Genomic DNA, 24,983 nt, shown 5'->3' with positions numbered 1-24,983 from the left:
TAAAAAAAAATACCACTAAAATTATTTCGCTCAAAAAATAATATTAATAAAGATGAAAATAAATTGTTTAATCATAGATGATGAACCATTGGCAATTAATGTCATTAAAAATTATTTAGAGCCAATCGAAAATTTTGAGGTTATAAACACTTTTAGCAATCCAATAGAAGGTTTAAACTTTTTAAAAAACAACAATGTTGATGTCATTTTTTTAGATATTAACATGCCGGTTTTGGATGGCATCAATTTTATAAAAAGTCTTGAAAATCCGCCCCTGCTTATCATTACCAGTGCTTACAGCCAATTTGCGATTGAAACTTACGAATTAGATGTATTAGATTATCTGGTAAAACCAATCGAATTCCCAAGGTTAATGAAAGCTTTAAACAAAGCAAGTAAAAGACTTGAAGGCAAAAACAACAATCCGTTGGAAAGTAGCGCGGATAGCCCTTTTATTTTTGTAAAAATTGACAAGAAAAGAATGAAGAAAATTTTCTTTAATGAGATTTTAGTTATTGAAAGTCTGAAGGATTATTTAAAAATAAACACTCTAACCGGCAAATATATCATTCATAGTACCTTACAAGATTTCACCGATTTACTTCCTGAAAGAAATTTTTTAAGAATACACAGATCGTACACGATAGCCATTGATAAAATCGATGCCGTTGAAGGAAACAGCATTGAGATTGAAGGTCTTAGATACGTAATTGGAAGATCGTACATGGAGCATGTCAAACAAAGAATTTTGAATTCTTCGATCTAAACACACACACCTTTTCGTCCAGTTTGTCATCCTGAGGAACGAAGATCACACAATAAATTCCGCTCCCAGAATCGCCAATCTTTGTCGAGCTACTAGTGTGATTCTTCGTTCCTCAGGATGACATTATTGCGTAAAACTTCTAACAAATAACAAATAACTTTCATACAAAAAAAAATGCAGCCTAACCAGGGCTGCATTTTCAAGTTGGTAACTAACCAAATAAACCACATGAAATATAGTCTATTATATTTTAAATCAACCTAGAAATAATAACGTTTAAAAGCTTCAATAGCCGAATAATCTGCTAGTCCTAAAGCGTGATATTTCTCTGCTGTTAATCTGTTTCTGTCTTCTACTCTTACCCAAAATTCTCTGCTGTCATCTCCCTGAAACATAACTCCGTCTTTTTGAGACTGGTGATAGAAAATTGCATGACGTTTTTTAAGCACCTGATCGGGGCTCATTGGAACCGCCATTTCAATTTGGTACGACTCCCATTCATGCCAGGCTCCACGGTATAACCAAACCCAGCAATCATCCATATAACTGTTGTGTTTTAATCTTTTCAAAGCTTCAAACAAACTGTCCAAGCATACTTTGTGTGTTCCGTGCGGGTCTGCTAAATCTCCCGCTGCGTAAATTTGGTGTGGTTTAATTCTTTCGATGATATCGCACATAATTTTAATGTCCGCTTCACCAAGATTATTTTTCTTTACTGTTCCCGTTTCATAAAAAGGAAGATCAAGAAAATTTACATTAGAATCCGGCAAGCCTAAATAACGTGTTGCGGCTAAAGATTCACTTCTTCTAATCAATCCTTTTAATTTTCGCACTTCTAGGGAATCAATATCATTGCTTTTTTTGTTTTTCAAAAAGTTGATAATATTTTCAGATTCCACTGAATTAGTATTTAATGCTTTTGAAATCTCAGCAAATTTTAAAGCTTCTTCATTAGAAACCGCAATATTTCCAGAAGTCTGGTAAGCAATATGAACATCATGCCCCTGCTCTACCAATCTATCAAAAGTTCCTCCCATCGAAATAACATCATCATCAGGATGTGGACTGAAAATGATAATCCTTTTTCTCTCCGGAGTGGCACGTTCTGGTCTGTAGGTATCATCTGCGTTTGGTTTTCCACCTGGCCAGCCCGTGATTGTTTGCTGCATTTTATTAAACATCTTAATATTTAAATGGTATGCAGTTCCTTCTTCTGTCAAAACACTTGACATTCCGTTATCGTTATAATCTTTGTCTGTTAGTTTAAGGAAAGGCTTTTGAGTCAATTCGCTTAACCAAGCCACAGCTTTCAATTTTAATTCTTCTGTCCAGATTACCGATTTCACTAACCAGGGTGTTTTAACTCTGGTTAATTCTGATGAAGCTTCCGTATCTAAGACAAATGTTGTGTTGTTATGCTGTTGTAAATAAGTAGCTGGTACTCTTGAAGAAATTTCTCCCTCAATTGTTTTTTTAATTATTTCGGCTTTGCTGATTCCCCATCCTAACAATACAATTCTTTTGGCATGTTTTACAGTACCAATTCCCATTGTAATGGCTTTTCTGGGTACATTATCAATCCCTAAAAAAGAAGATGCAGCATCAACTCTTGTTAAGTGATCCAATGTAATACTTCTGGTTCCTGAATTTACGTGAGAACCCGGCTCATTGAATCCGATATGACCCGTTCTTCCAATTCCTAAAAGCTGAAAATCCAATCCGCCATAATCTTTAATCTTCATTTCATAATCGATACAATATTGCTGAAGATCTTCACTGCTTACATTTCCGTCGGGAATATTGATATTTTGAGGTAGTATATTTACATGATCAAAAAGATGTTCGTGCATAAAGTGCCAGTAACTTTGAATATTGTTTTTATCCATTGGATAATATTCATCTAAATTGAAAGTGACTACGTTTGCAAAACTCAAACCTTCTTCTTTATGAAGTCGTACTAATTCTTCGTATACTTTTATAGGGGAAGATCCGGTTGCCAATCCTAAAACACAAGGTTCATTCAATTCCTCTTTTCTCTGAATGATGTTCGCGATTTCCTGAGCAACTAATATAGACGCTTCCTGAGACGAATCAAAAATCACATTATGAATCTTTTCAAAACGTGTTTCTTCAAACTTTCCAGCCTCTTTAAAATTTATACTTTCTTTAATCATTTGTGTATTGTCTTAATTTATTAGCATAAAATTATATAATACATACGCTAAAAAATTAAAAATTCGACAGATGACTCGTTAGCTTCGGCAAAAAGCATAATTTGAAACTTAAAGAAATAGTAAGCGACAATAAAATCTCTCCCAGAATATTAAGTGGCGTGATTTCCCTATATAGTAACCTTGTAACTATTATTTTTAAGCTGTAGCAGTAGCACCTATTGCATTTCGTGATCTATATCTATTAAAAGCTATAAAAATTAAACTGATAATTAAAATCAAAGACAGGTTTGCTAAACCAAGCAATAATTGGCTTTTAACGGCATATAGATTAACAAATCCATAGCTAAAGACAGAACTTACCATGTATGTGGCCCCACCAGTAAGCCCGCTTGCTATACCAGCATTTTTTGAAAAACGGCTCAGACAGTAACCGTAAATAATATTAAAGATAAAACCGCCACAAAGATTTAATCCCATTGTAAAACCAATTACCGTATAAATATTACTTACAAATTGCGAAGTAAAAATCATTAATACTACTAAAGTCAGCTGTACAGAAACGGCAATTGTTACTTTTTTTACCAACGGTTTATGAATAAGCGATTTTGCGATAATTCCTCCGGTCATAACAGATAAACCGGATAATAAGGAGCTATAACCCGTTGTAATTGCAGAATAACCAAATACACGTTCTATGATAAAAGGGCTAACCAAATTGTACACCACTACTAAACCAAAACAAATCCCCAGAATTACGATTCCTAATGTAAAATCGGCTGTTTTCAGCATACCAGAATAGGTTTCCGCAATGGATTTCAATTTAAACGGATGAAAATATTTTAGTGATTCTCCACTGTATAAAAGTTCTAAAATCAAAAAGAGTAATGATAATCCTCCAAGGAAATAAAAATTAGATCTCCAGCCAAATAAACTCTGTAAATAACCTCCTAAAAACGGAGCCATGATTGGCGCACAGGCCCAAATGATAGAAAATAAACTGATATAACTTTTTAATTTGTCTCCTGAATACAGATCGACAAAGTAAGCACGTTTTGAGACTACAATAAAAGCAATTGCAATTCCCTGAATAACCCTCATGGCATATATAACATAAATATTAGGCACAAAAGCAATAATAAAGCTTGTTACCGAAAAGACCGCCAATGAAGCAATACTTATTTTAAAACGCCCGAAACTATCTAATATACTTCCTATAAAAATCTGGCTTACACCTAAACTGAACATAAAAAAGACTAAGGAAAGCTGAATGGCACCGGCTGTTACATTTAAGTCTTTTGCCATGGCAGGAAGCGATGGTAAATAAATATCTGTTGCAAATCCGGATAGTGGTATAAGTGCCAGAGCTAAAAGGGTGCTGAAACCTTTATGGTTTTCTTCTAAATTTCTCATTTTGTAAAAATTATTATTATTAAAATAGACCAATCGGTCTAAAATTGTTCAAAAAAAATATGTCATAATACATACTTTTCAAATTCATTCCTAATGCTGTCCAGAACGATATGCATCTGATCATCGTTTCCAAATACTTTTCGGTACAAAATAGCGCCTTCTATCATAGCGAAAGTCCTGATACTAAAATGTTCCGGATTTATTTCTGATGATAATTCTTTATTCTGAATACCTTCTTCAACTATAGTTAAAAATCTTTTCTGAGCAGAAAGAATTGCTTTTTTTACCAGTTCTTTCATGATTGGATTTGTGTCATCAGCCTCTGTTCCAAAATTCATAATAGGGCAACCTTCTGCCATATTTTTTCGATTGCCATACACATCCAGCAAATTAAAAAGTTTTTCTTTAGCCGACTTACCTTTGGAAGCCGCTACATCTAATTTTGATGCTAACTGTGTTCTGAGATATAAAAAAGACTCCATACAGATTTCCTCTTTATTTTCAAAATTACCATAGATACCTCCTTTAGCCAACTTTGTAGCTTCCATTATATCACTCAATGAAGTACCCGCCATGCCTTTTTTATTAATAAGAGGCGCCGACGTTTCAATTATAAATTGTCTGGTTCGTTCTGCTTTACTCATGATTTCCAAATTCTAAGTTGCAAATATAGACCGAACGGTCTTTATTTCAAAATCTATTAACTTTAATTTAAAAATAATTTTCTACTAAGCTTTTAAATTATCAAAATAAGCCGTTGTTTCTTCAATCAAAGAATGCATTAATTCAGTGGCTTTTGTATGTTTTAAAATGGGTGCAATTTGTCCTCCCCAAAATAAAATCATATCCCATTTTTCCTGATCGAGCGCGGCTTTACGCAAGTGTGACATAAAAGTCGTTTGCAGTGGGAATGGTAAAACACTTGCTTCTTTCCCCATAATTTCCTTTGCAATTCTACTGGTTATTCCTCGACCCAATCTTCCGGTATAAGCGCGTGATAAAGTAGAATATTTAGCTGCATCTGAGAACAACATTTGTTTGTGAATTGGCAATGCATTTGATTCATCAACGGCCAGAAAAGCGGTTCCGATTTGCGCTGCACTTGCTCCTAAAGCTAATGCTGCTGCAACTCCTTTTCCATTTGCAATTCCGCCAGCCGCAATAACCGGAATTTTTACTTTCTCCCGAATTAATTGCAGCAAAACAAAAGTTCCGTTTAAAGAGCTTTCTGCCGAAGCTAAGAATGAAGGACGATGTCCACCAGCTTCAAAACCGGATGCGATAATCATATCAACACCTGAATTTTCTAAAAAAATAGCTTCGTCTAAAGTTGTTGCAGCCCCAACCGTTATAATTCCTAATTTTCGGGCTTGTTCCAAAACATCGGGAGGCAATGCACCAAACATAAAACTGAATACTTTTGGACGAACATCTAAAATAACGTCCAATTGATTTTCAAATCTGGATTGAAAGGAAGCTGGTTTTTCCGGTAACGGGATTCCAACTTCATCAAAATAAGGTTTAAATAATGCTGCAGCTTTATTGAATTGTTCCTCTGATAACCCAGCTTCAGCAATATCATGATCAGAAACCCAAAGATTAAGATTATACGGTTTATCAGTCGCTGCTTTTATTTGTTTATCAACCTCAAAAATTTCCTGAGGTGTCATTGTATAGGCACCGTAACCACCCAGTCCGCCAGCGTTTGAAACCGCTGCGGTCAAGGCTACAGAGGATAAATTACCTCCAAATGGTCCTTGTAATATTGGATATTGAATTCCAAGTAATTCTGTTGCTTTTGTATTGTACCACATGACTTTACTTTTTAAAGTTATTCACTTACATTGGTCAGCATTTTATTGACAATATACCATTTGCCATTAATCTTATGGAAAGATAAAAAATCCCGATAATTAAACTCGTACATTTTTAAATTAATCTCTGCCATCGCAATTGAGTTTACGACTTTTATATTGAGAATTTCGCCTTTATAAGGTTTGCCTGCATCTTTCGGACTTTGTCTGTTTTTAACGCCATCTAAATATAAGTCAGCTGTTTTAAAGTACGGTTGCCCGTTTACATCTCCATACACTAATGTTCCGGGATAAAAAATGCTTTCCAACAGTATGGCATCTCCTTCGTAAATACCTTTAAAATAATAATTTTCTATTGCATCTGTAATGGCTTCTGTATCTAAATTATGAGTTTTCATTGTGTTATTGTTTTGTGCTTTCATACCCTGTGCATTAAAGAATATAAAAACGATTAATAAAATTACTTTTGATACTAACAATTTTGATTTTTGCAGTTTCATGATTTTTAAGTTTATAATTACACTACAAATTTCAAAAGAAACAGCGAGAAGAGTACGTGATCTACATCACTTAAATAGTATTATTTAGATTTTATTCTCGGATCAAATTGCTTATCCAGATAGCCTAAACCAAGAGGACCTATGGCATATACCTGAGTAACATATTCACCCGATTTAGCAAGATGAAAATGAGGTGTATTTCCTGGTAATATCACTACTGAACCAGGCGGATAGGCTTGTAATTTCCTTTCATCATACTTGTCCCCTATTCCAATATAAAAAACACCTGAAATCACCGTATATATTCTGTCTTCAGGATGTACGTGCGGCATTATCTTTTCGCCATTAGGTACTTTTACCCGAACAATAAAGGGTTCCGCTTTAGTTGGATTACCCACTAAAATGGCGAGTTTTACTTTTTCAGGAAAAGCAGAAAATGAATTCCAGACTATATTTTCCGGATTAATAAAATTAAATTGTTTAATACTTAGTCCTTGTGCAGCACTTAGGTTAGCAAAAATAAAAAATAGCACTAAGATACTATTACAGAAAATTTTAGATCTCATAACGAATCTATTTAAATATTAAAAAAAGATTTGGTACAGCCGTTTTTCAAACCATACCAAATCATTACTTATTTTATTTTTGATAATAATTTAGTAGCTACTTCCTCAGAAGATTGTGGATTTTGACCAGTTAATAATAAGCCATCTTCTACTACATAAGAACTCCAATCAGAACCCTGAGAATATTTACCTCCTCGTTCTTTTAGTTTATCTTCCAATAAAAACGGTACCACTTTGGTTAATCCAACTGCTGCTTCTTCATTATTAGTAAAGCCTGTTACTTTTTTTCCGTCAATCAGATATTTTCCACTTTTGTCTTTAACATTTACCAAAGCTGCCGGTGCGTGACACACAAAAGCAATTGGTTTGCTATTATTGTAAAAATCCTGAATAAGTTGGATCGAATTTTTATCAGTAGCCAAATCCCACATTGGACCATGACCTCCTGGATAAAAAACGGCTTTGAAATCCTTTTGTTTTACACTGGTAATTTTCACTGTACTAGCCAATGCAGTTTGTGCCTTTTGATCTGCATAAAAACGTTTAGTTGCCGGAGTTTGAAATGACGGATCATTACTTTTCGGGTCAATTGGTGCCTGTCCTCCATTTGGAGTAGCGATTACCACTTCAATTCCTTTATCTAAAAAGTAAAAATAAGGTGTTGCAAATTCTTCAATCCATGAACCTGTTAATTCTCCGGTGTCACCTAATTTATTGTGTGAAGTCAAAACAAATAATACTTTTGTTTTTTTGTTTTCCTGCGCAATAACCGCAAGGTTACTTATTGCAAAAAGAGCAATAAATACTGATTTAATTATATTTTTCATTTTTCTTATTATTTATGCTTCAATGCTTTATATAGCTACAAAGCATTGAAGCAGTTATTATTCTTTTTTAATTAATTTAAATTATGTCCGGCTGCTTTTCCTCCATCAACATTGATAATTGATCCGGTAATGAAAGTGCTTTTTGCAACAACGTATACCATTTCAGCAACGTCATCAATTTCTCCCACTCTGTTTAATAAGTGCAGACCCGCATTCTGATCTGCTTTATCACCGTGCATTGGCGTTCTGATAACTCCTGGAGCAACTGTATTAAAACGAATGTTACGTTTTCCAAATTCTGCTGCCAATTGAATGGTCAATGCATGAATAGCACCTTTACTTGCAACCGGAGCCGAAGCTGGCCATCCGCCTAATCCATGATTTACCAATGGAGTTCCGATGTTAATTACAACACCGCCTTTTTGTTCTAACATTTGAGGAACAACTGCCTGAGTAGTAAAATAAGTTCCTTTTAAGTTTGTAGTCAAAAACTTGTCTAAGTAAGTTTCATCAACTTCTAAAAACGGTTTGCTGTCAAAAATTCCGGCATTGTTTACCAATACATCTACTGAGCCAAATTTTTCGATTGCGATTTTTACCAATTGTTCTCCAGTGGTTTTATCGCTGATATCTCCGGCGTACATTGCCAGATTATCTCCTGCACCAAATTCGTTGTAAGCAATTTCTAACGAAGCTGGAGTTACTGAATTGATTACCACATTATCGCCTCTGTCTAAAAAATATTTAGCGATTCCTTTTCCTATACCAGATGCTGCACCTGTTACAATTATTGTTTGTTTTTTCATGATATTTATTTTTTATCGGCTGTAATGCCTTTTTCTCTTAATACTGATACTTGTTCTCCTGCGTAACCCCAATCGTCTAAATCTACTTCCTGAATCACGATATGAGTTAAGTGCGGGTCTTTGTTTAATACGTCTGTAATCAGGTTGGTTATACCACTGATTAATTCCTGTTTTTGCTCGCGTGTTACTCCTTCGCGAGTCAATTCGATTTTTACGTAAGGCATGGCTTTAGTTTTTAGCTTGTTCTGAAAAGATGGCTTCGGCTGTGATATTAAAATCCAACTCAAAGTCGTTGTAAATTAAGGTGTCTCCTAAATCTTTGAAGAAATTCCCTGAACGGAATCTGATATCATATTTAGTACGATCAATTACCAGTTTACCTGAAAGGGTAATGTTATTTCTATTGTTTTCAACCGTTGCTTCAAAACCAACAACGTGAGTAATATCTTTTATGGTAAGATTACCTTCAAGATAATAAGTGCTGTCTGATACTTCTCTAACAGTAAGAATATCAAAAGAGGCAGTAGGAAATTTTTCGATTGAGAAAAAATCATCTGAGGCAAGATGACCTGCGAATTGTGCATTTGTTGCCGGATCTGTTACATCCAGAATTTTAATTGAAGAAGTGTTGATGACAACATTCCCTTCTTGTATTATTCCATCATTAAAGATGAAATTACCTTCTTTGATACCAATTGTACCATTATGAGCACCGGTAACTTTTCTACCAGTCCATTCTACGTTGCTATTTGAGCTTACGATTTTAAAATTTGTTGTTTCCATTTTTATTGTATTTAAAAGTACAATACAAAGGAACGGCGACTATGAAAATTGGTTACGTGATGTAGATCACATTCTGATTTTGGGGTGAAATCAGGAAATTATGTTGGTTTATTTCACGCAGACTTAAGTTTGCTTTTTTAATCTCGCAATCCCGATAACTATCGGGAGCTAAGCCGCAAAGTTTTTTTATTTCACGCAGATTTAAAAAGATTTAGGCAGATTAACGCAGATTATTAATGTGCTAATGTTAAAAAAAAATCTTTTTAAATCTGCTTAAATCTGCCAAATCTCCGTGAAATTTTTATCTACATAAAATCACAATTTTTTTAAGAGCTATGCAAACGGCTTAAAGTTTCTCTGGAAACACCTAAGTAAGCGGCAATCAAATGTTTTGGGACAAGATTGTATAATTGAGGATATAATGACAAAAGTTCCTCATACCTTTTTTTGACATTGTTATTCATAAAGGATAAAAGTCTTTTTTGAGAAGCAATATAACCTCTATTAGTTCGCCAGCGGAAAAAATGTTCTAACTGATGGAACTCGCTACAAAGTTTTTCGCGATCTTCACTAGAAAGACAAAGCACTTCTGCATCTGTAATACAATCAACACTTATTGTTGCCGGTGTTTGGTTGTATAAAGCAGCATAATCAGATGTCCACCACGTTGGCATGGCAAACTGTAATATGTACATTTTTATTTCATCATTAATAAAAAAAGCTTTCAAACAACCTGAAGTTACAAAATACTCGCAATCTACTTTATCCCCTTCACTAAGAATTGCTTGTCCTTTTTTAAAAGACATTGGTTTAAAATGAGAAAATACATAATCAAAATCTTCTTCTTTTATAGATGCGATTTTCGCAATATGTTGTTGTAATAGTTCTTTGGCTTCCATTGAATAAATACCGATTTTAATTTTCGAAATGTAAAGTTAAAAACAATCAACTTATTGATTGTCTATTTAAACATCTAAATTGTCCACTTCAATAAATTATGGCTATTTAATGAGAGTGTTCTGACGCAAATTTGTGCTGTTTAACAACTTAAAAAATTAAAATCATGAATGCAAAAACAACAAAAATTATTTATTGGACAGGTGTTATTTTAACTTCTTTATGGTTTGGCGCCAGCGGTTTTTTCGAACTTACAACCAATCCAATTGTTTGGGGAATTACACAACAATTAGGTTATCCAGAGCATTTTATTTACTTGCTTGGGGTATTCAAAGTAGCGGGCGTTATTACCTTATTAATTCCGAATAAATTATTACGATTGAAAGAATGGGTATTTGCGGGTATTTTCTTCGACATCACTTTCGCCTTCTTTTCAAAATTAGCTGTATTAGGCTTTTCTGCCACAATCGATGCCATTATTGCTTTTGTAATGGTTAGTGTAACTTATGCCATGTTTCGTAAATTATACTCAGCCAGTTACACACAAAATATAGTTTATTAATTTTATATTACTTCAAATAGAAATGTAAAATGCCTAAGATCATCTCTTAGGCATTTTTGATGCTATTGAAAACATTCTTATATTTGCACTTTCAAAATAAAACCTCCACAAATGTGAATAAATAATTTCTTTCAGATATAGAGATAGTAAACCGCTCAACGGTTTGCTGATTTATTAATGCTTAAGAAAGAGATTATGCTTATTCTACAAAACATTTCATACACACATTCGAATAAAGAATTGCTGTTCAGCAACATCAGTCTAACAGTAAACAACAATGCTAAAATTGCTTTAGTGGGCAATAATGGTTCTGGAAAATCGACCTTATTAAAAATTATAGCAAAAGAATTATTTCCGTCAAGCGGAATATTAGAACTAGATGCTGAACCGTATTATATTCCTCAAATTTTCGGACAATACAATCATTTGACGATTGCAGAAGCTTTGCAGATTGATCAAAAAATCAATGCTTTACAGGAAATTCTTGAAGGCAATGTAACGGAAAACAATCTGAATCTGCTTAATGACGACTGGACCATTGAAGAACGCTGTACAGAGGCTTTAAAATATTGGCAATTAAACAAATTTGAACTTAATCAAAAATTAGAATCCTTAAGCGGAGGCGAAAAAACAAAAGTATTTCTTGCGGGTATTATGATTCATCTGCCAAAACTCATTTTACTTGATGAACCGAGTAATCATTTAGATGTTCAGGGTCGGGAGTCATTGTATCAATTTATTAAAACAACGGCAAATACAATGTTAATCGTTAGTCACGACAGAAAATTACTCAATTTACTTGCTACAACCTGCGAATTAAAGTCAAACGGAATCAAATCTTACGGTGGTAACTTTGATTTCTATTCAGAACAAAAAAGTATCGAGAAAAACGCGCTGACACAAGATATTCATTCAAAAGAAAAAGCACTTCAGAAAGCCAAAGAAAAACAGCGGGAAACCCTGGAAAGACAACAAAAATCTGATGCAAAAGGAAAAAAGAAACAGGAAAAAGCCGGAGTTGCCAGAATTATGATGAACACTTTACGCAACAATGCTGAAAACAGTACTTCAAAAACCAAAAGTGTTCATGAGGAAAAGATTGGTGGAATCTCACAGGAATTACGCGAATTGCGTGCCGAAATTCCAGGTATTGATAAAATGAAATTTGGACTCGATCATTCTGCTTTGCATAAAGGTAAAATTATTGCAACAGCCGAATCCCTCAATTACAGCTATAACGGAGAGCTAATTTGGAAAAATAATCTAAATTTTCAGATTTTAAGTGGCCAGAGAATTGCCATAAAAGGAAATAACGGCTCTGGAAAAACGACACTGATAAAACTAATTTTAGAAGAAATAAAACCACAATCAGGAACTTTAAAAATAACAGACTGCAACAGCGTTTACATTGATCAGGATTATTCATTAATCAATACCGAGCTAACTGTTTACAAACAAGCACAGCAAAACAATAGTTCTAGTTTAGAGGAACACGATATTAAAATGCGGTTAAACCGTTTTCTTTTTACAAAATCAGATTGGGATAAACCTTGTGAGTTTTTAAGTGGTGGCGAAAGAATGCGACTAATGCTTTGCGGTTTAACAATAACCAATAAAGCTCCAGATCTGATTATTTTAGACGAGCCAACTAACAATCTTGACATTCAGAATATCGAGATATTAACGGCTGCAATTAATGAATATCAGGGAACTTTAGTTGTGGTTTCTCATGATGATTTTTTCTTAAAACAAATTAATATAAACAACAGTATCATTTTAAGTTAAAGTACTTTATTTACAGTAAAACTTTAATTATTAATTAACTAACAATTAAAGCTTTTATATAGTAAAGAAGGCGCTACACCAAAGTGAAGTCCAGGCCTCAAAATGGCTTGTTCCTCCAGAAGTTAGGACAAAAGGGCAAGGCTCTATCTATAATAATACTGAGCTTTTAAACAAATAAATTTGAGCTTTTCAACAAAACAGCAAACATAGCTTCTGATGTAATTTTGTAATGAACAATTAAATACAATTACAATGAACAAAATATGGTTTATTACAGGAAGCTCAAGAGGATTAGGACGTAATCTTACAGAAGCAGTTTTAGAGGGTGGCGATAAAGTTGTAGCAACAGCTCGCGATATCAATCAATTAAATGATTTGAAGGAACGTTTTAAAGATCAAATCTTTCCTTTAGCTTTAGATGTTACTAATTACGAACAAGTGTATAGTGCCGTTCAAATAGCAGCAGAACATTTTGGAAGAATAGATGTATTAGTAAACAATGCCGGATTCGGAATAATTGGTGCAGCTGAAGCTTATACTGATGAACAAGTTAGAAGTCAGTTGGAAACCAATTTATATGCACCTATTGAAATTACACGTGCTGTATTGCCTTATATGCGTAAACAAGGTTCAGGAAGGATTTTACAAATCAGTTCTATTGGTGGGCGCGTTGGTAATCCAGGTTTAACGATGTATCAGGCGGCAAAATTTGGCTTAAGTGGCTTTACGGAAGCTTTGGCTAAGGAAGTTGCCCCGCTTGGAATATTCGTAACCAGTGTTGAACCAGGTGGTTTCCGTACGGATTGGGCAGGCGCTTCTATGTCGTATGCAGCTGAAATCGAAGGCTACGAAATGGTAAAACAACGTACTGATTTTTTCAAAGGAGGAAAATTTGTTGCTGTCGGAGATCCTGAAAAAGCAGCTCAAGTAATGGTAGATTTAGCTTCTCATCCAAACCCACCGGTACACTTGGTATTAGGTAGCGAGGCAATTGGTATTTTAAAAAATGCTGATAAAAACCGAACAGAAGAAATGAAAAAATGGATCGATATTAGTTTATCTACAGATCATGATGATGCCGGAAGTTTTTTTGATACAGCACAGGGAAAATGGTATACCAATAATGCTAAAAAACAATAATTTAAAGGTATTTTGTAGTGGGCAGTAATCCCTTTTACTGTCCATTTTTTTATAAATTTGTGATATGAACGATTCCAAAATAAATCAAAAAACATCTCCAATTGCTTATTCCTGCTACTATACCCAAAATCGGGAAGGTGAGCAATTTGCGGCAGAACATGTTTTAAGTTTTCAGATTTCGGGAGTACTTACTTTAAACAATGGTACCAAAGAGTATGTTTTCAAGCCTGGTGATTTTCGATTTATCAAAAGGAATCAGCTCATAAAATTCAATAAACAACCCGATCCGAATACCGCTTTTCAGTCCATTTCAATTTATCTGAATCAGGAAGCGTTGCGTGATTTTTCCATAAAACACAATCAGAAAACCAGTTTAATTAAGAATCCTGAAACCGAAACGATATTTCAGTTAAAAGAAGTTCCGTTGCTTAAAAGCTTAATGGATTCACTGATTCCTTATATCAACGAAGATCAATTAATTACAGAGGAGCTTCAGGCTTTAAAAGTAAATGAAGCCATAAATATTTTATTGCAATGCAAACCGGAACTCAAAGATATTTTATTTGACTTTAATGAACCCGGTAAAATTGATCTGGAAGCTTTCATGAAAAAGAATTTTCATTTTAATGTACAATTAGACCGTTTTGCTTATTTAACTGGTCGAAGTCTGGCTACTTTTAAACGTGACTTTCAACGTGTTTTTGACATTTCACCAAGCCGATGGTTACTCCAAAAGCGATTGCAACAAGCTTATTATCTTATAAAAGAAAAAGGAAAAACCCCATCTGAAGTTTATCTGGAAGTTGGTTTTGAAGATCTTTCTCATTTCTCGTTCGCTTTTAAAAAACAATACGGATTATCTCCATCGAAAGTGTGAAAAATTTAACCGCAAGGTACGCAAGGTTTTTTTTTGAAGTAGAGGGCTTTATAAAAACGCAAAGGTCGCAAAGCTAACTACTAGCTTTGCGACCTTTGCGTATCCCGATAGCTATCGGGATTGCGCCCATTGCGGTTAAATTCTGTTCTTTTCCACATCAAGATTGGGCTGTTCAACTGCCATTATGGACACTTGACATTTTTTCGCTTTAAAAACAGTAACTGTGATTTTACCTTTGAGTAAATAAACAGAATGTCAAATTTTAAAAATAGAAATTATGAAAAATAGTATCCTGATTTTCTTCGCTATAACGCTTTCCTCCCTCTTCTTTTTAGATTGTTTTATGTTTCCCGAAAGCGAAATTGCCGGGAGTTTTAAAACGGAAAAAGCAAAATTAGAAACCGTAAATAACAATGTTTTTGCTGTAGTAGAACTTTTTACTTCTGAAGGTTGTTCGAGCTGTCCTCCTGCTGATGAATTATTGGCAAAATTGCAACGTGAGGCGGGAAACAAAAATATTTACCTCTTAGCTTATCACGTTGATTATTGGGATCGTTTGGGATGGAAGGATCAATTTAGTTCGAATGAATTTACAAAACGTCAACAAAAATACCTGGATTGGTTAAATCTGTACGTAATGTATACGCCGCAATTCATTATTAACGGAACTACAGAATTTGCAGGTTATAATGAATCTGCTTTATACGAAAAAGTTTCAAATGCCCTCAAAACCAAAACAATGGCAGATTTAAATCTTACGGTAAAATCAAATAAAGATTCTTTAGAAATTAATTACACAACTAATCTGCTTCAAAAAGATATTAATTTGGTTTTCGCTACCATTCAGAAGCAAGCCATTTCAAAAGTATTTCGCGGAGAAAACCAAGGTGCTACACTTCGTCATATTCAGATTGTAAAACAGCTTAATTCTTTTCAACTGAATAAAAAAGAAGGAAATGTAAAGATCGTACAACCCGATAATTTCAATCCAAAAGATTTCGAAATAATTGGTTTTATTCAAGATAACAGAACGGGAAAAATTTCGATAACCAAAAAAGCTGACAAAATTTAACCGCAAAGTACGCAATCCCTATAGCTATCGGTATACACAAAGGTCGCAAAGTTAACATTTAGCTTTGCGACCTTTGCGTTTTTATAACGCCCCAATACTTCAAAAAAACTTTGTGTGCTTTGCGGTTAAATACCCAGTAAAGTTACCTGTTTTCCAACCAACTCAAAAATGCAGTTGCTTTCTCTTTTCCAACCAATAATTTTTCTTCCGTTGGAATGGTTAGTTTTAGAATTAATTTACGGGAAAAATAATGCTCTGCTTCTCTAATGGCAGAAAAATTAATCAAATTTTGCCTGTTGATTCTAAAGAATTGTATTGGAGATAATAGCTTATGAACCTCATCCAAAGATTGCGTAATTTGATATTCGGTTTTATCAAAAGTAATAATTGTTGGGGTTTCATTTTTAATGCAGAATAATGCAATGTTCTCGGTTAAAACCGTTTGGTACTTATTGTTTTTGAAAACCAAAAAACTACTCTTTCCTTTATTCTCGCCAGTTCGTGTTAATAAATACTCGAAATCCGGCATCACTTTTTTATTTCTTTGGAAGAAATTCTTTAGTTCAGCTGCTTTTTTAATCGCCTGAGCAATACTTTCTCTTGAAAATGGTTTTAAGACATAATCAATTCCGTTTGATTTAAAAGCTTCAATCGCATAATCATCAAAAGCAGTACAAAAAATTACAGGTGACAGAACTTCAACATTTTTGAAAATCTCAAAACACAAACCATCTGCGAGCTGAATATCCATAAAAATAAGATCAGGCTGATCATTTTCTGACAGATAACTCACGGCTCCGTCTATACTTTGTATATACGACAAAATTTGAGTATCGGGTCTGATACTCAAAATAAGCTGACCAAGTGCTTTGGCCGTTTTTACTTCATCTTCAATTATTATGATAGTCATAGATCATGGGTATTTTTACTTTAAAAATAGTTTCGTTTTTGTCAATTTCAATTTCCTTATGAATTAAATGCATAAAACGCTGATTGATATTATCCAGACCAACGCCCGTTGACAAAACACCTCTTTTGAGCTGAATTGGATTTTCAATAACTAAAAAATCATTTTCAGAATATAACCTAATGTGCAATGGCTTATCCAAAGAAACCACATTGTGCTTAATGCAGTTTTCTATTAATAATTGCAAAGTAAAGGGCGGAATAGCCGAATCATATTGTTTTTTATCGACTTCATTTATCAAAACAAATCCGTCTTCAAAACGGGCTTTCAGCAGATAAACATACGAATCCAGAATCTGAAGTTCTTCACTTAACGGAATCAAATCCATTTTTCGGCTTTCTAATGTAAATCGGTAAAAATCTGATAGTTTCAGAATAAAATCAGCGCTCTGCGGATCCTGAATTTCTACCATCGATTTCAACGTATTCAGGCTATTAAACAAAAAATGCGGATTAACCTGTTGTTTTAAAAGTTCGTACTGTGCTCCCAGATTTACGGCATGCGTACGTTCTAATTCCATTCCCATTTGCTGTGTCTGATAGTTTTGAAAAAGCAAATGCAGGAACATATAAACGATCAGATTGATTAAAATACCGCGCAACTCAAACATAATGGGAGCGTCCATTTTTGAAATCTGAAAAAGCTCCTGATGGCCAATTACCAAAATAACCATAACCGCTATACCAAGCATAACACTCAACAAAAGTTTCCAGTTGAATAGGCTTTTATTGGTACGTTGAGACGAAAATTTAGGCAGGCTGTAAATATTGTAATACCAAATAAAAATAGAGAACATCAGGGTAATCGAAGAATTAATGATAATATCTCCCGGAGTCGAAGCGCCGTCAAATAATTTTGGTATTGAAGCAAGAATCGCCAATGCTATAGAACTTCCCCAAATCACCTTTCGGGAAACGTGAAAGCTTTTTACTTTTTCCATGTTTTTTTATGTGTTTTTAGATCTTGCTTTGTCAAAGATAGGATATTTTGAAAGCATTTTTAATGACGGAAAAAATCGGAACAAAATATTTTCATCCCGATTTCATAGCCTTTCAAAATTCGATTTAGAGCCAAAGTGCTTTATTATCCTGCATTAACTGCATGATGTTTTCTTTTATAACAAGATCATTTTCATTACGCTTTAAAATATTGCTGCGTTTTGCTTTTTCCGTTTTACTGCAACGGCTTAAGCTTAAGAAGAGCGTTTTCATAAAACAGAAGATGATTGGAAATTAGCTTTTGTTGCTACTGAAATTCCGCCATTGTTTTTATCCTGAACAAAACCAATTACTTCAAAATCTTTTTCATTAAAACTTTTTGGTAAATGAATCGAAACTGTTCCTTTTTTGTCTTTCAAACTTACTGAATGTAAGTGATGTACAATTTGATAGTGTGATAAAACACGGTTCGCGTTCTCCCCTCTTTTTACATTACTTTTAGCTGCTTTTTGAACAATAGCTACTAGCAAATTACTGTTTTTAAAAGTTCCTTCGATGTTATAATTTACGTTAAGATTATTATTGGCCTGGCTGGCTTCTAAAGACAAATCGGTTGTAACAGGTTTTGAAAGTGCTGATTTGATTCCGTTTCTCACCAAAGTTTCCTGTGAAGCGATATAATTTGCTTTTCCGTTTATGATTAATTGCGGTGTGTAAATAGGTTCTTTTCCAAGGAACTTGGCATAATCATATTGTCTTTGAGTATAATCGGCATTACTAAAAACATCTTTCCAGCCCTGTCTGTCCCAATAATCGACGTGATACGCCAAAACATAAACATTGTCGTTTTGATATTCATTTTGAATTCTCCCCATCAAGTCATCTGCAGGTGGACAACTCGAACAGCCTTCAGAAGTATACAGTTCTAAAAGTGCAAAACCTTTCACTGCTTTTTTCTCAGGATTGTTTTGTCCAAAAGCAGTTATTCCAATTAGGAGAATCACTGCAATAAAGAATGCGGGTATTAATTTTATTTTTTTCATGATTTAAAATTTTATTTTAAAAAGCCTCAACTTTCGAAGAGGCTTTGATTTTATAGAATATTAATTTCAACATTAATATTCCCTCTTGTCGCTTTAGAGTAAGGACAAGTCTGATGCGCTTCGTCAGCCAGTATTCTTGCTGTTTCAGCATCTAAGCCGGGAAGACTGATATTCAATCTTGCCTGTAAGGAGTAAGCTCCGTCTGTTACAGCTAAATCAACTTCTGCATCAACGGCAGTATCTGCAGGCAGTTTAATATTTAATTTTGAAGCAGCGATTCCCATTGCGCCAATAAAACAAGCCGACCATCCAGCTGCAAAAAGCTGTTCCGGATTTGTTCCCGGACGTGAAGACCCCGGAGAACTCAATTTAATATTCAATTGATCATCTGAACTTTGAGATGCTCCTTCGCGACCACCAGTTGTGTGTGTTTTTCCTGTGTATAAGATTTTTGTTTCCATGACTTATTAATTGTGAATTGTTAATTGTTAATTGTTAATTGTGATTTTTATATGCTTGATATTGAGATGTAAAATGTGAGATGTAAAAGGTAATTAATCATTAACCATTTACAATTTACCATTAGCTACGTCGATAATTGCCTGTGCAAATGCTTTTGGATCTTCTTGTGGGACGTTGTGCCCTATTCCATTTAAAACTCTATGTTCATATTTGCCTGTGAATTTGTCTCTGTACGCTTTTCCATCCGCGAAAGCGCCATCAAAATCACTTCCTATGGTGATCGTCGGAACTTTAATTGCAGGTCTTGCTGACAAACGTTTTTCTAAACTATCGTACTTAGATTCTCCTGCTTCCAAAGATTGTCTCCATCTGTAATTGTGAATTACGATTGCTACGTGATCCGGATTATCAAAAGACTGCGCTGTTTGATCGTAAGTTGCTTTGTCGAATTTCCATAAAGGAGAAGCTATTTGCCAGATTTGTTTATTGAACTCATAAGTGTTTTGGGCGTATCCTAATTTTCCTCTTTCTGTTGCGAAATAATATTGGTACCACCATCCTAATTCTGCTTTTGGAGGTAATGGTTTTAAATTGGCTTCAAGATTAACCACCAAATAACCACTTACAGAAACCAATCCTTGTAAACGTTCTGGCCAAAGTGCTGCCATAACCACCGCTGTTCTTGCTCCCCAGTCGAAACCGCCAATAACGGCTTTGTCGATTTTAAGCGCATCCATCAAAGCAATGATATCACTTGCCAAAGCTGCTTGTTGTCCGTTTCTAAAAGTATCTTTTGAAAGAAAGGTTGTTGTTCCTGATCCTCTTAAATAGGGTGTAATTACTCTGTAGCCTTTTGCAACTAAAATGGGAACGACTTCATTATAACTGTGAATATCGTAAGGCCAGCCGTGAAGCAGAATTACCGGTTTTCCGTTTGAAGGTCCGGCTTCAGCATATCCTACGTTTAATAAACCGGCGTTGATTTGTTTTAATGTTCCAAGAGAAGAGCTTACTGCAATTGCATTTGTTTTTTGATTTTCTGATTGTGCATTGATTGATGTCATGGCAAAGAAAAGAACTGCGATTAAAAATACTTTAGAAGTTAAAGCTGTAATACGGTTTGAGATTTTTGATATTGTTTTCATAATTTCTGATGTTTTAATTATCTGATTATTAGTTAATTTCTTCTTCAAAAGTAGTCTGACTATAGTTATTCTGAAATGAGAAAAGAGTTCAAACGGACGAAGTAAAAGTTGAAACGGACAGACTGAAAGTTGAAAATTTTGTTGATGAATTACTTTTTCAAAACCAAAACAGGTTTTCCTTTTTCAACTATATAAGTTGCCAGTTCTGAAGCTTTTGCATTAGTGTTGTTTCTCGCAGCATGCACTACTCCTGCCGGAATAAAAAGTACCTCTCCAGCTTTTAATGTTATTGTTCCCTTACCTTCCACTTCATATTCTAATGAACCTTCCAAAACATAGATAACTTCTTCACCAGGATGCGAATGTTTTCCGAAAGCGGAATGCGCATCAAAATCGATTTTGGCCTGTACGGTTTCGTATCCTGGAACGCTAAGGTCATGTTTTTGTAAATCGGTGCGTTTTATTCCTGATTGTTGAGCTGAAACAGCACCTGAAATAAGTAATGCAAAAAAGCTAAGAATTGTTATTGCGTTTGTTCTGAAGTTTGAATTTGTTTTCATGCTATTTATTTTTAAGTTGTTTGATTATCAGTTAATTTCTTTGTCAAAAGTACTTCGACTATCCTCTTTTTGAAATCAGAAAATAGCTCAAACGGACAAACTAAGCAGTGAAACGGACAGGCTTAAAGCTGGAGTTTTATTAGCATATTAAGAAATGAAATATGTCAGATAGCAATCATCCTTTATAAGGCTATGCTCCTCTTTTATTTCATAGTTTTTAAATTAAAAAAGGTCCTGCTTCCAAAAAAAATGGAAACAGAACCTCTTTTAAATTACTATTACTTAAGCCATAATCTCACTCAACAATAGAGCGAATAGTATTACCCATAGTGTATGAGCAATGATTTTAACTTTATTTTTCATTTTGTAATTCTTTTAAATTTATTATTTTCTTACTGATTTAAAAGCGGCACGCATTTCTTCTGCAAAAAGTTGTGGTTCTTCCCACGAAGCAAAATGGCCCCCTTTGTTTACTTCATTGAAATAAATAAGGTTTTTATAGGCTTTCTCCGTCCAGCTTTTTGGTGCCTGATAAATTTCTCCCGGAAATACAGTTACTGCCACCGGAATTTTAATTTCATTTGTTTTTTGCTCTACAACATTAAAGTTGTTATTGTTATTCTCCCAATATAAATTAGCAGATGAATTGGCTGTATTAGTTAGCCAGTACAATGAAATATCATCCAGCATTTCATCTTTTGTAAGCGATTTTTCAGCATCTCCTCCACTATACGTCCATTCATTGAATTTATCTAAGAAGAAAGAAGCTAAACCTACTGGCGAATCTGTAAGGCCGTATCCTAAAGTTTGAGGTCTTGTTACCATCATTCCAGCATAACCACCGCCTTTGGTGTATAATTTATTTAGAGAAACAAAGGCTGCTTTTTCTTTTACTGATAATCCTGCAGGTAAAGGATCTCCATCTTTAAGTGATTTTGCTACATCTGCCGGAACTGTCGCAGGCATATTTACGTGAATGCCTAGTAATCCTTCTGGTGCCTGACGTGCCATTGCATCTGCAATTACAGAACCCCAATCGCCTCCCTGCGATACATAATGTTTGTAGCCTAAACGTTTCATCAATACATCCCAGGCAGTTCCAATTTTTTCTGGTCCCCAACCTGTTCCTTTAGGTTTTTCTGAGAAACCATAACCCGGCATTGACGGAATTACCAAATCAAATGCATCTTCGGCTTTTCCTCCATAAGCTGTAGGATCTGTTAACGGGCCAATAACTTTTAAAAGTTCAAAGAATGATCCCGGCCAGCCATGTGTAATGATAATTGGCAGCGCATTTTTATGTTTGGATTTTACATGGATGAATTGAATATCCAATCCGTCGATTTTAGTAATAAATTGAGGTAAGGCATTTAGTTTCATTTCTGTTTTATGCCAGTCGTAATCAGTTCCCCAATATTTTACAATACCTTGAATTTGAGTTAATTTTACTCCTTGCGACTGATCTGTAACGGTTTCCTGCGCTGGCCATCTGGTAGCGTTTATACGATTTTTAAGATCAGTAATAGCTTCCTGATTGACACTAATGTGATACGGCCGAATAGCCTCTGCCTCTTTTGCTGTCTGAACTTGTTTTTGCTGTCCAAAGCTGGTTGATGCGATCAGTATAAAAGCTCCTGTTGCAATTGCGTTTAAGAAGCTACGTTTATTCTTTTGAATTGTTTCCATTTTTTTGATTTTAAATTATTTGACTATTAGGTAATTTCCTGGTCAAAAGTATCCTGACAATCTTTGTTTTAGAATCATAAAATAGTCCAAACGGACAAAGTGAGGAGCGAAACGGACAGCGTGAAATTTGAAATGTTTTGAGACTTAACTTTGAGACTTAACCGCAAGATGCGCAAGGGTTTTAATCAATAGGACTTTATTTAAACGCAAAGATCGCAAAGCTATATGATAATAACTTTGCGACCTTTGTGTAGCTCTTAGCGCCCTTTGCGGTTAAACTTTTAAGTCTTTAAGCTAAAACCATTCCCCCATCCATAATAAAATCAGCGCCGGTGATGAATTTTGAAGCATCACTACTTAAATGCGAAACCATTTTGGCAACATCTTCTGAAGTTCCCATTTGTTTTAGGGGAATTCTATCAACCACAACATCCATAATAGATTTTACAGTCGTTTCATCTAAACCTACTTTTTTCATTACTTCTGTTTCTGTTGGGCCAGGACTAACCGAATTTACTCTGATTTTTCGTGGCGCTAATTCTACAGCTGCAATTTTCATCACAGTATTCAGTGCGGTCTTACTTGAAGAATAAATGGATGATCCCGCTCCACTCATGCTGGCAGTATTAGAAGAAAGAAATACTACAGATGCGCCATCTTTCAAGATTGGAATAAATTTGCTTAAAGTGAAATAAGCTCCTTTTAAATTGATATTCATAATATCATCATACAAAGTCTCTGTTGCTTGTTCAATCGTTCCCAAACCAGCAATTCCAGCATTTATAAAAAGAATATCCACTTGTCCAAAATCTTCTTTTACTTTTGCAGCCAGATTTTCAATATCTGAAACAAGAGACTGATCCGCAACGATGGCATGCACTCCTAATTCTGTAGCTGCTTTTTCAATTGCTTCTTTTCTTCTTCCGGTGATTATAACGGTTGCTCCTTGTTCTTTAAATTGTTTTGCTGTTGCGTAACCAATACCACTATTTCCTCCGGTAATTACGGCAACTTTATTTTTTAAATTGTCCATTTTTTTATGTTTTAAATTAACGGTACAAAGTTAAATCTGAAAGTATATTACTTTCTTAGCGGTATCATGGAGTATACCAAAATCATTATCATAAAGAATTTCTTCTTTTATATTTTGCAAGCCTTTATTATCTTTATTAAAATATTTTCACAATAAATACTAGCTATGGCGAGAAATCAGAAGGAAGAGTTTCAGGCGCTTCAGGATACTTTACATGTTTTGGGAGGGAAATGGAAATTGCCTATTATCAACTCCATTTGTAATGGAAATACGCGCTTCAAGGAAATTCAGCAAAGTATTCCCGGAATTACATCGCGTATGCTTTCGAAAGAATTAAAAGATATGGAACTCAATAATCTGGTTAAAAGAACAGAAGACCGTGATGCGAAAGTGCCAATACTTTATGAATCAACAGAATATTGTCAATCTTTTGGACCTATTATAGCTGAAATGATCAATTGGGGAATCTCGCATCGGGAACACATTCGGAATAAAGAAAAGAATACTGCAGTAAAAAAATAAAGCCCTGAAATTTCAGGGCTTTATTTTTATTTCTTCTTTTTCGATTTTGATTTCGATCTTTTCGCTTTCTTTTTAGCGATTTTTTTCGCTTTAGCTTTGTCTTTTGCTTTTTTCGCTTTGGCTTTCTTTTTAGCTTTTGCTTTTTGTTTTGCCTTTTTAGCTTTCTCTTTCTTTTTATCCTCTTTCGCTTTTTCTTTTTTCTTAGCTACTTGTTTTTTCTTTTTTGCTTTCTCTTTGTCCTTGTCTTTTGCGTCTTTTTCTTTCATCTTGATCTTCTTCTTTTTAGATTTACTATTATTTTTATCTTCTGAAACAATTTCTTCCGTTTTTTCCAAAGCCTCAGCCGAAACAGTTTCTTCTTTTTGTTCTGTAGTTTCTGGTACTAGAACTTCAGTCTTTTTAACGGGTTTCTTTTTTGTTACGATCGTTTTTGGCTTTACTGCCGATGGTTTTAAATCTGTTGTTTCTGTTTTTATGTCATTGTCAGAAGCAATTTCATTTTCAAGAGTTTGCTCACTGGTTTTTAAACTATCGTTTTCAGAGTTTTCATTTAATTCATTTTCTTTTTCTTTCATGTGCAGATATATTATTAGAGTGAAATTTTAAATAATTTTCAATGTTATTTACATTTTAACTGAATGTTAATTA

28 protein-coding genes are annotated in these 24,983 nt (G+C 34.4%); 7 read left to right on the top strand and 21 right to left on the bottom strand.

What is annotated here, in order from left to right:
• Positions 1-52: 52 nt before the first annotated feature.
• Positions 53-766, top strand: a complete 714-nt coding sequence (locus tag BUA98_RS15225) for a LytR/AlgR family response regulator transcription factor (RefSeq protein ID WP_072973922.1) — start codon at positions 53-55, stop codon at positions 764-766.
• A gap of 260 nt (positions 767-1,026) precedes the next feature.
• Here BUA98_RS15225 and nagB read toward each other — a convergent pair whose 3' ends face one another.
• From nagB to BUA98_RS15170, 11 genes are all read right to left on the bottom strand, one after another.
• A complete protein-coding gene (nagB, locus tag BUA98_RS15220; protein ID WP_072973920.1) occupies positions 1,027-2,940 on the bottom strand; it encodes a glucosamine-6-phosphate deaminase in 1,914 nt (637 codons plus the stop codon).
• Positions 2,941-3,135: 195 nt separating this feature from the next.
• Positions 3,136-4,350, bottom strand: coding sequence for an MFS transporter (locus tag BUA98_RS15215; protein WP_072973918.1), 1,215 nt, complete (start codon positions 4,348-4,350; stop codon positions 3,136-3,138).
• Positions 4,351-4,412: 62 nt separating this feature from the next.
• The gene (locus tag BUA98_RS15210; RefSeq protein ID WP_072973916.1) at positions 4,413-4,994 is read right to left on the bottom strand and encodes a TetR/AcrR family transcriptional regulator; all 582 of its coding nucleotides are present in this window, start codon (positions 4,992-4,994) and stop codon (positions 4,413-4,415) included.
• Positions 4,995-5,078: 84 nt separating this feature from the next.
• Positions 5,079-6,164, bottom strand: coding sequence for an NAD(P)H-dependent flavin oxidoreductase (locus BUA98_RS15205; protein WP_072973914.1), 1,086 nt, complete (start codon positions 6,162-6,164; stop codon positions 5,079-5,081).
• 17 nt (positions 6,165-6,181) lie between these two features.
• The gene (locus BUA98_RS15200; RefSeq protein WP_086065350.1) at positions 6,182-6,664 is read right to left on the bottom strand and encodes a nuclear transport factor 2 family protein; all 483 of its coding nucleotides are present in this window, start codon (positions 6,662-6,664) and stop codon (positions 6,182-6,184) included.
• Positions 6,665-6,744: 80 nt separating this feature from the next.
• Positions 6,745-7,230, bottom strand: coding sequence for a cupin domain-containing protein (locus tag BUA98_RS15195; RefSeq protein WP_208857994.1), 486 nt, complete (start codon positions 7,228-7,230; stop codon positions 6,745-6,747).
• A gap of 68 nt (positions 7,231-7,298) precedes the next feature.
• Positions 7,299-8,057, bottom strand: a complete 759-nt coding sequence (locus tag BUA98_RS15190) for a type 1 glutamine amidotransferase domain-containing protein (protein WP_086065348.1) — start codon at positions 8,055-8,057, stop codon at positions 7,299-7,301.
• 71 nt (positions 8,058-8,128) lie between these two features.
• Positions 8,129-8,863 carry an SDR family NAD(P)-dependent oxidoreductase gene (locus tag BUA98_RS15185; protein ID WP_072973912.1) on the bottom strand — a complete coding sequence of 245 codons (735 nt, stop codon included), beginning with the start codon at positions 8,861-8,863 and terminating at the stop codon, positions 8,129-8,131.
• 5 nt (positions 8,864-8,868) lie between these two features.
• Positions 8,869-9,087 (bottom strand): tautomerase family protein, encoded by a 219-nt coding sequence (locus tag BUA98_RS15180; RefSeq protein WP_072973910.1) that lies wholly within the window; start codon positions 9,085-9,087, stop codon positions 8,869-8,871.
• A 4-nt stretch (positions 9,088-9,091) separates the two neighbouring features.
• Positions 9,092-9,646, bottom strand: a complete 555-nt coding sequence (locus tag BUA98_RS15175; RefSeq protein WP_072973908.1) for a YceI family protein — start codon at positions 9,644-9,646, stop codon at positions 9,092-9,094.
• A 326-nt stretch (positions 9,647-9,972) separates the two neighbouring features.
• A complete protein-coding gene (locus tag BUA98_RS15170; protein WP_072973906.1) occupies positions 9,973-10,545 on the bottom strand; it encodes a Crp/Fnr family transcriptional regulator in 573 nt (190 codons plus the stop codon).
• 164 nt (positions 10,546-10,709) lie between these two features.
• Between BUA98_RS15170 and BUA98_RS15165 the strand changes: the two genes are divergently transcribed.
• From BUA98_RS15165 to BUA98_RS15145, 5 genes are all read left to right on the top strand, one after another.
• On the top strand, positions 10,710-11,105 hold the full coding sequence (locus BUA98_RS15165) for a DoxX family protein (protein ID WP_072973904.1): 396 nt from the start codon (positions 10,710-10,712) through the stop codon (positions 11,103-11,105).
• A gap of 195 nt (positions 11,106-11,300) precedes the next feature.
• The gene (locus BUA98_RS15160; RefSeq protein ID WP_072973902.1) at positions 11,301-12,890 is read left to right on the top strand and encodes an ABC-F family ATP-binding cassette domain-containing protein; all 1,590 of its coding nucleotides are present in this window, start codon (positions 11,301-11,303) and stop codon (positions 12,888-12,890) included.
• 252 nt (positions 12,891-13,142) lie between these two features.
• Positions 13,143-14,030, top strand: coding sequence for an oxidoreductase (locus BUA98_RS15155; RefSeq protein WP_072973900.1), 888 nt, complete (start codon positions 13,143-13,145; stop codon positions 14,028-14,030).
• A 64-nt stretch (positions 14,031-14,094) separates the two neighbouring features.
• Positions 14,095-14,907 carry a helix-turn-helix domain-containing protein gene (locus BUA98_RS15150; RefSeq protein ID WP_072973898.1) on the top strand — a complete coding sequence of 271 codons (813 nt, stop codon included), beginning with the start codon at positions 14,095-14,097 and terminating at the stop codon, positions 14,905-14,907.
• Between the two features lie 277 nt (positions 14,908-15,184).
• Entirely contained in the window at positions 15,185-15,979 is a 795-nt protein-coding gene (locus BUA98_RS15145) for a DUF1223 domain-containing protein (protein WP_086065346.1), read from the top strand.
• A gap of 142 nt (positions 15,980-16,121) precedes the next feature.
• Here the strand turns inward: BUA98_RS15145 and BUA98_RS15140 are convergent, their stop codons facing one another.
• From BUA98_RS15140 to BUA98_RS15105, 9 genes are all read right to left on the bottom strand, one after another.
• A complete protein-coding gene (locus tag BUA98_RS15140) occupies positions 16,122-16,889 on the bottom strand; it encodes a LytR/AlgR family response regulator transcription factor (protein ID WP_072973896.1) in 768 nt (255 codons plus the stop codon).
• Positions 16,870-17,886: a sensor histidine kinase gene (locus tag BUA98_RS15135; protein ID WP_072973894.1), complete on the bottom strand. Its 1,017-nt coding sequence runs from the start codon at positions 17,884-17,886 to the stop codon at positions 16,870-16,872. The genes BUA98_RS15140 and BUA98_RS15135 overlap by 20 nt, the downstream gene beginning before the upstream one ends.
• Before the next feature lie 124 nt (positions 17,887-18,010).
• Positions 18,011-18,157 (bottom strand): hypothetical protein, encoded by a 147-nt coding sequence (locus BUA98_RS22395; protein ID WP_159433473.1) that lies wholly within the window; start codon positions 18,155-18,157, stop codon positions 18,011-18,013.
• Entirely contained in the window at positions 18,154-18,927 is a 774-nt protein-coding gene (locus BUA98_RS15130; RefSeq protein WP_072973893.1) for a DUF1223 domain-containing protein, read from the bottom strand. Before BUA98_RS15130 ends, BUA98_RS22395 begins: the two co-directional genes overlap by 4 nt.
• Positions 18,928-18,977: 50 nt before the next feature.
• Complete coding sequence (locus tag BUA98_RS15125; RefSeq protein WP_072973891.1) at positions 18,978-19,388, bottom strand: organic hydroperoxide resistance protein; 411 nt, start codon at positions 19,386-19,388, stop codon at positions 18,978-18,980.
• A gap of 108 nt (positions 19,389-19,496) precedes the next feature.
• A complete protein-coding gene (locus tag BUA98_RS15120; protein ID WP_072974114.1) occupies positions 19,497-20,534 on the bottom strand; it encodes an alpha/beta fold hydrolase in 1,038 nt (345 codons plus the stop codon).
• Positions 20,535-20,683: 149 nt separating this feature from the next.
• On the bottom strand, positions 20,684-21,094 hold the full coding sequence (locus tag BUA98_RS15115) for a cupin domain-containing protein (RefSeq protein WP_072973890.1): 411 nt from the start codon (positions 21,092-21,094) through the stop codon (positions 20,684-20,686).
• A gap of 384 nt (positions 21,095-21,478) precedes the next feature.
• Positions 21,479-22,780, bottom strand: a complete 1,302-nt coding sequence (locus BUA98_RS15110) for an epoxide hydrolase family protein (RefSeq protein ID WP_072973888.1) — start codon at positions 22,778-22,780, stop codon at positions 21,479-21,481.
• Positions 22,781-23,069: 289 nt separating this feature from the next.
• A complete protein-coding gene (locus tag BUA98_RS15105) occupies positions 23,070-23,813 on the bottom strand; it encodes an SDR family oxidoreductase (protein ID WP_072973886.1) in 744 nt (247 codons plus the stop codon).
• Between the two features lie 165 nt (positions 23,814-23,978).
• Between BUA98_RS15105 and BUA98_RS15100 the strand changes: the two genes are divergently transcribed.
• Complete coding sequence (locus BUA98_RS15100) at positions 23,979-24,335, top strand: winged helix-turn-helix transcriptional regulator (RefSeq protein WP_072973884.1); 357 nt, start codon at positions 23,979-23,981, stop codon at positions 24,333-24,335.
• Between the two features lie 26 nt (positions 24,336-24,361).
• On the opposite strand, the gene BUA98_RS22495 is transcribed toward BUA98_RS15100, so the two are convergent.
• Positions 24,362-24,910 carry a hypothetical protein gene (locus BUA98_RS22495; protein WP_208857993.1) on the bottom strand — a complete coding sequence of 183 codons (549 nt, stop codon included), beginning with the start codon at positions 24,908-24,910 and terminating at the stop codon, positions 24,362-24,364.
• Positions 24,911-24,983 lie beyond the last annotated feature (73 nt).

It is taken from the genome of Flavobacterium saccharophilum (genome assembly GCF_900142735.1).
Taxonomy (GTDB): Bacteria; Bacteroidota; Bacteroidia; order Flavobacteriales; family Flavobacteriaceae; genus Flavobacterium; species Flavobacterium saccharophilum.
Note: the sequence above shows the minus strand (reverse complement) of the source record. Positions and strands in the feature narration are given on the sequence as shown.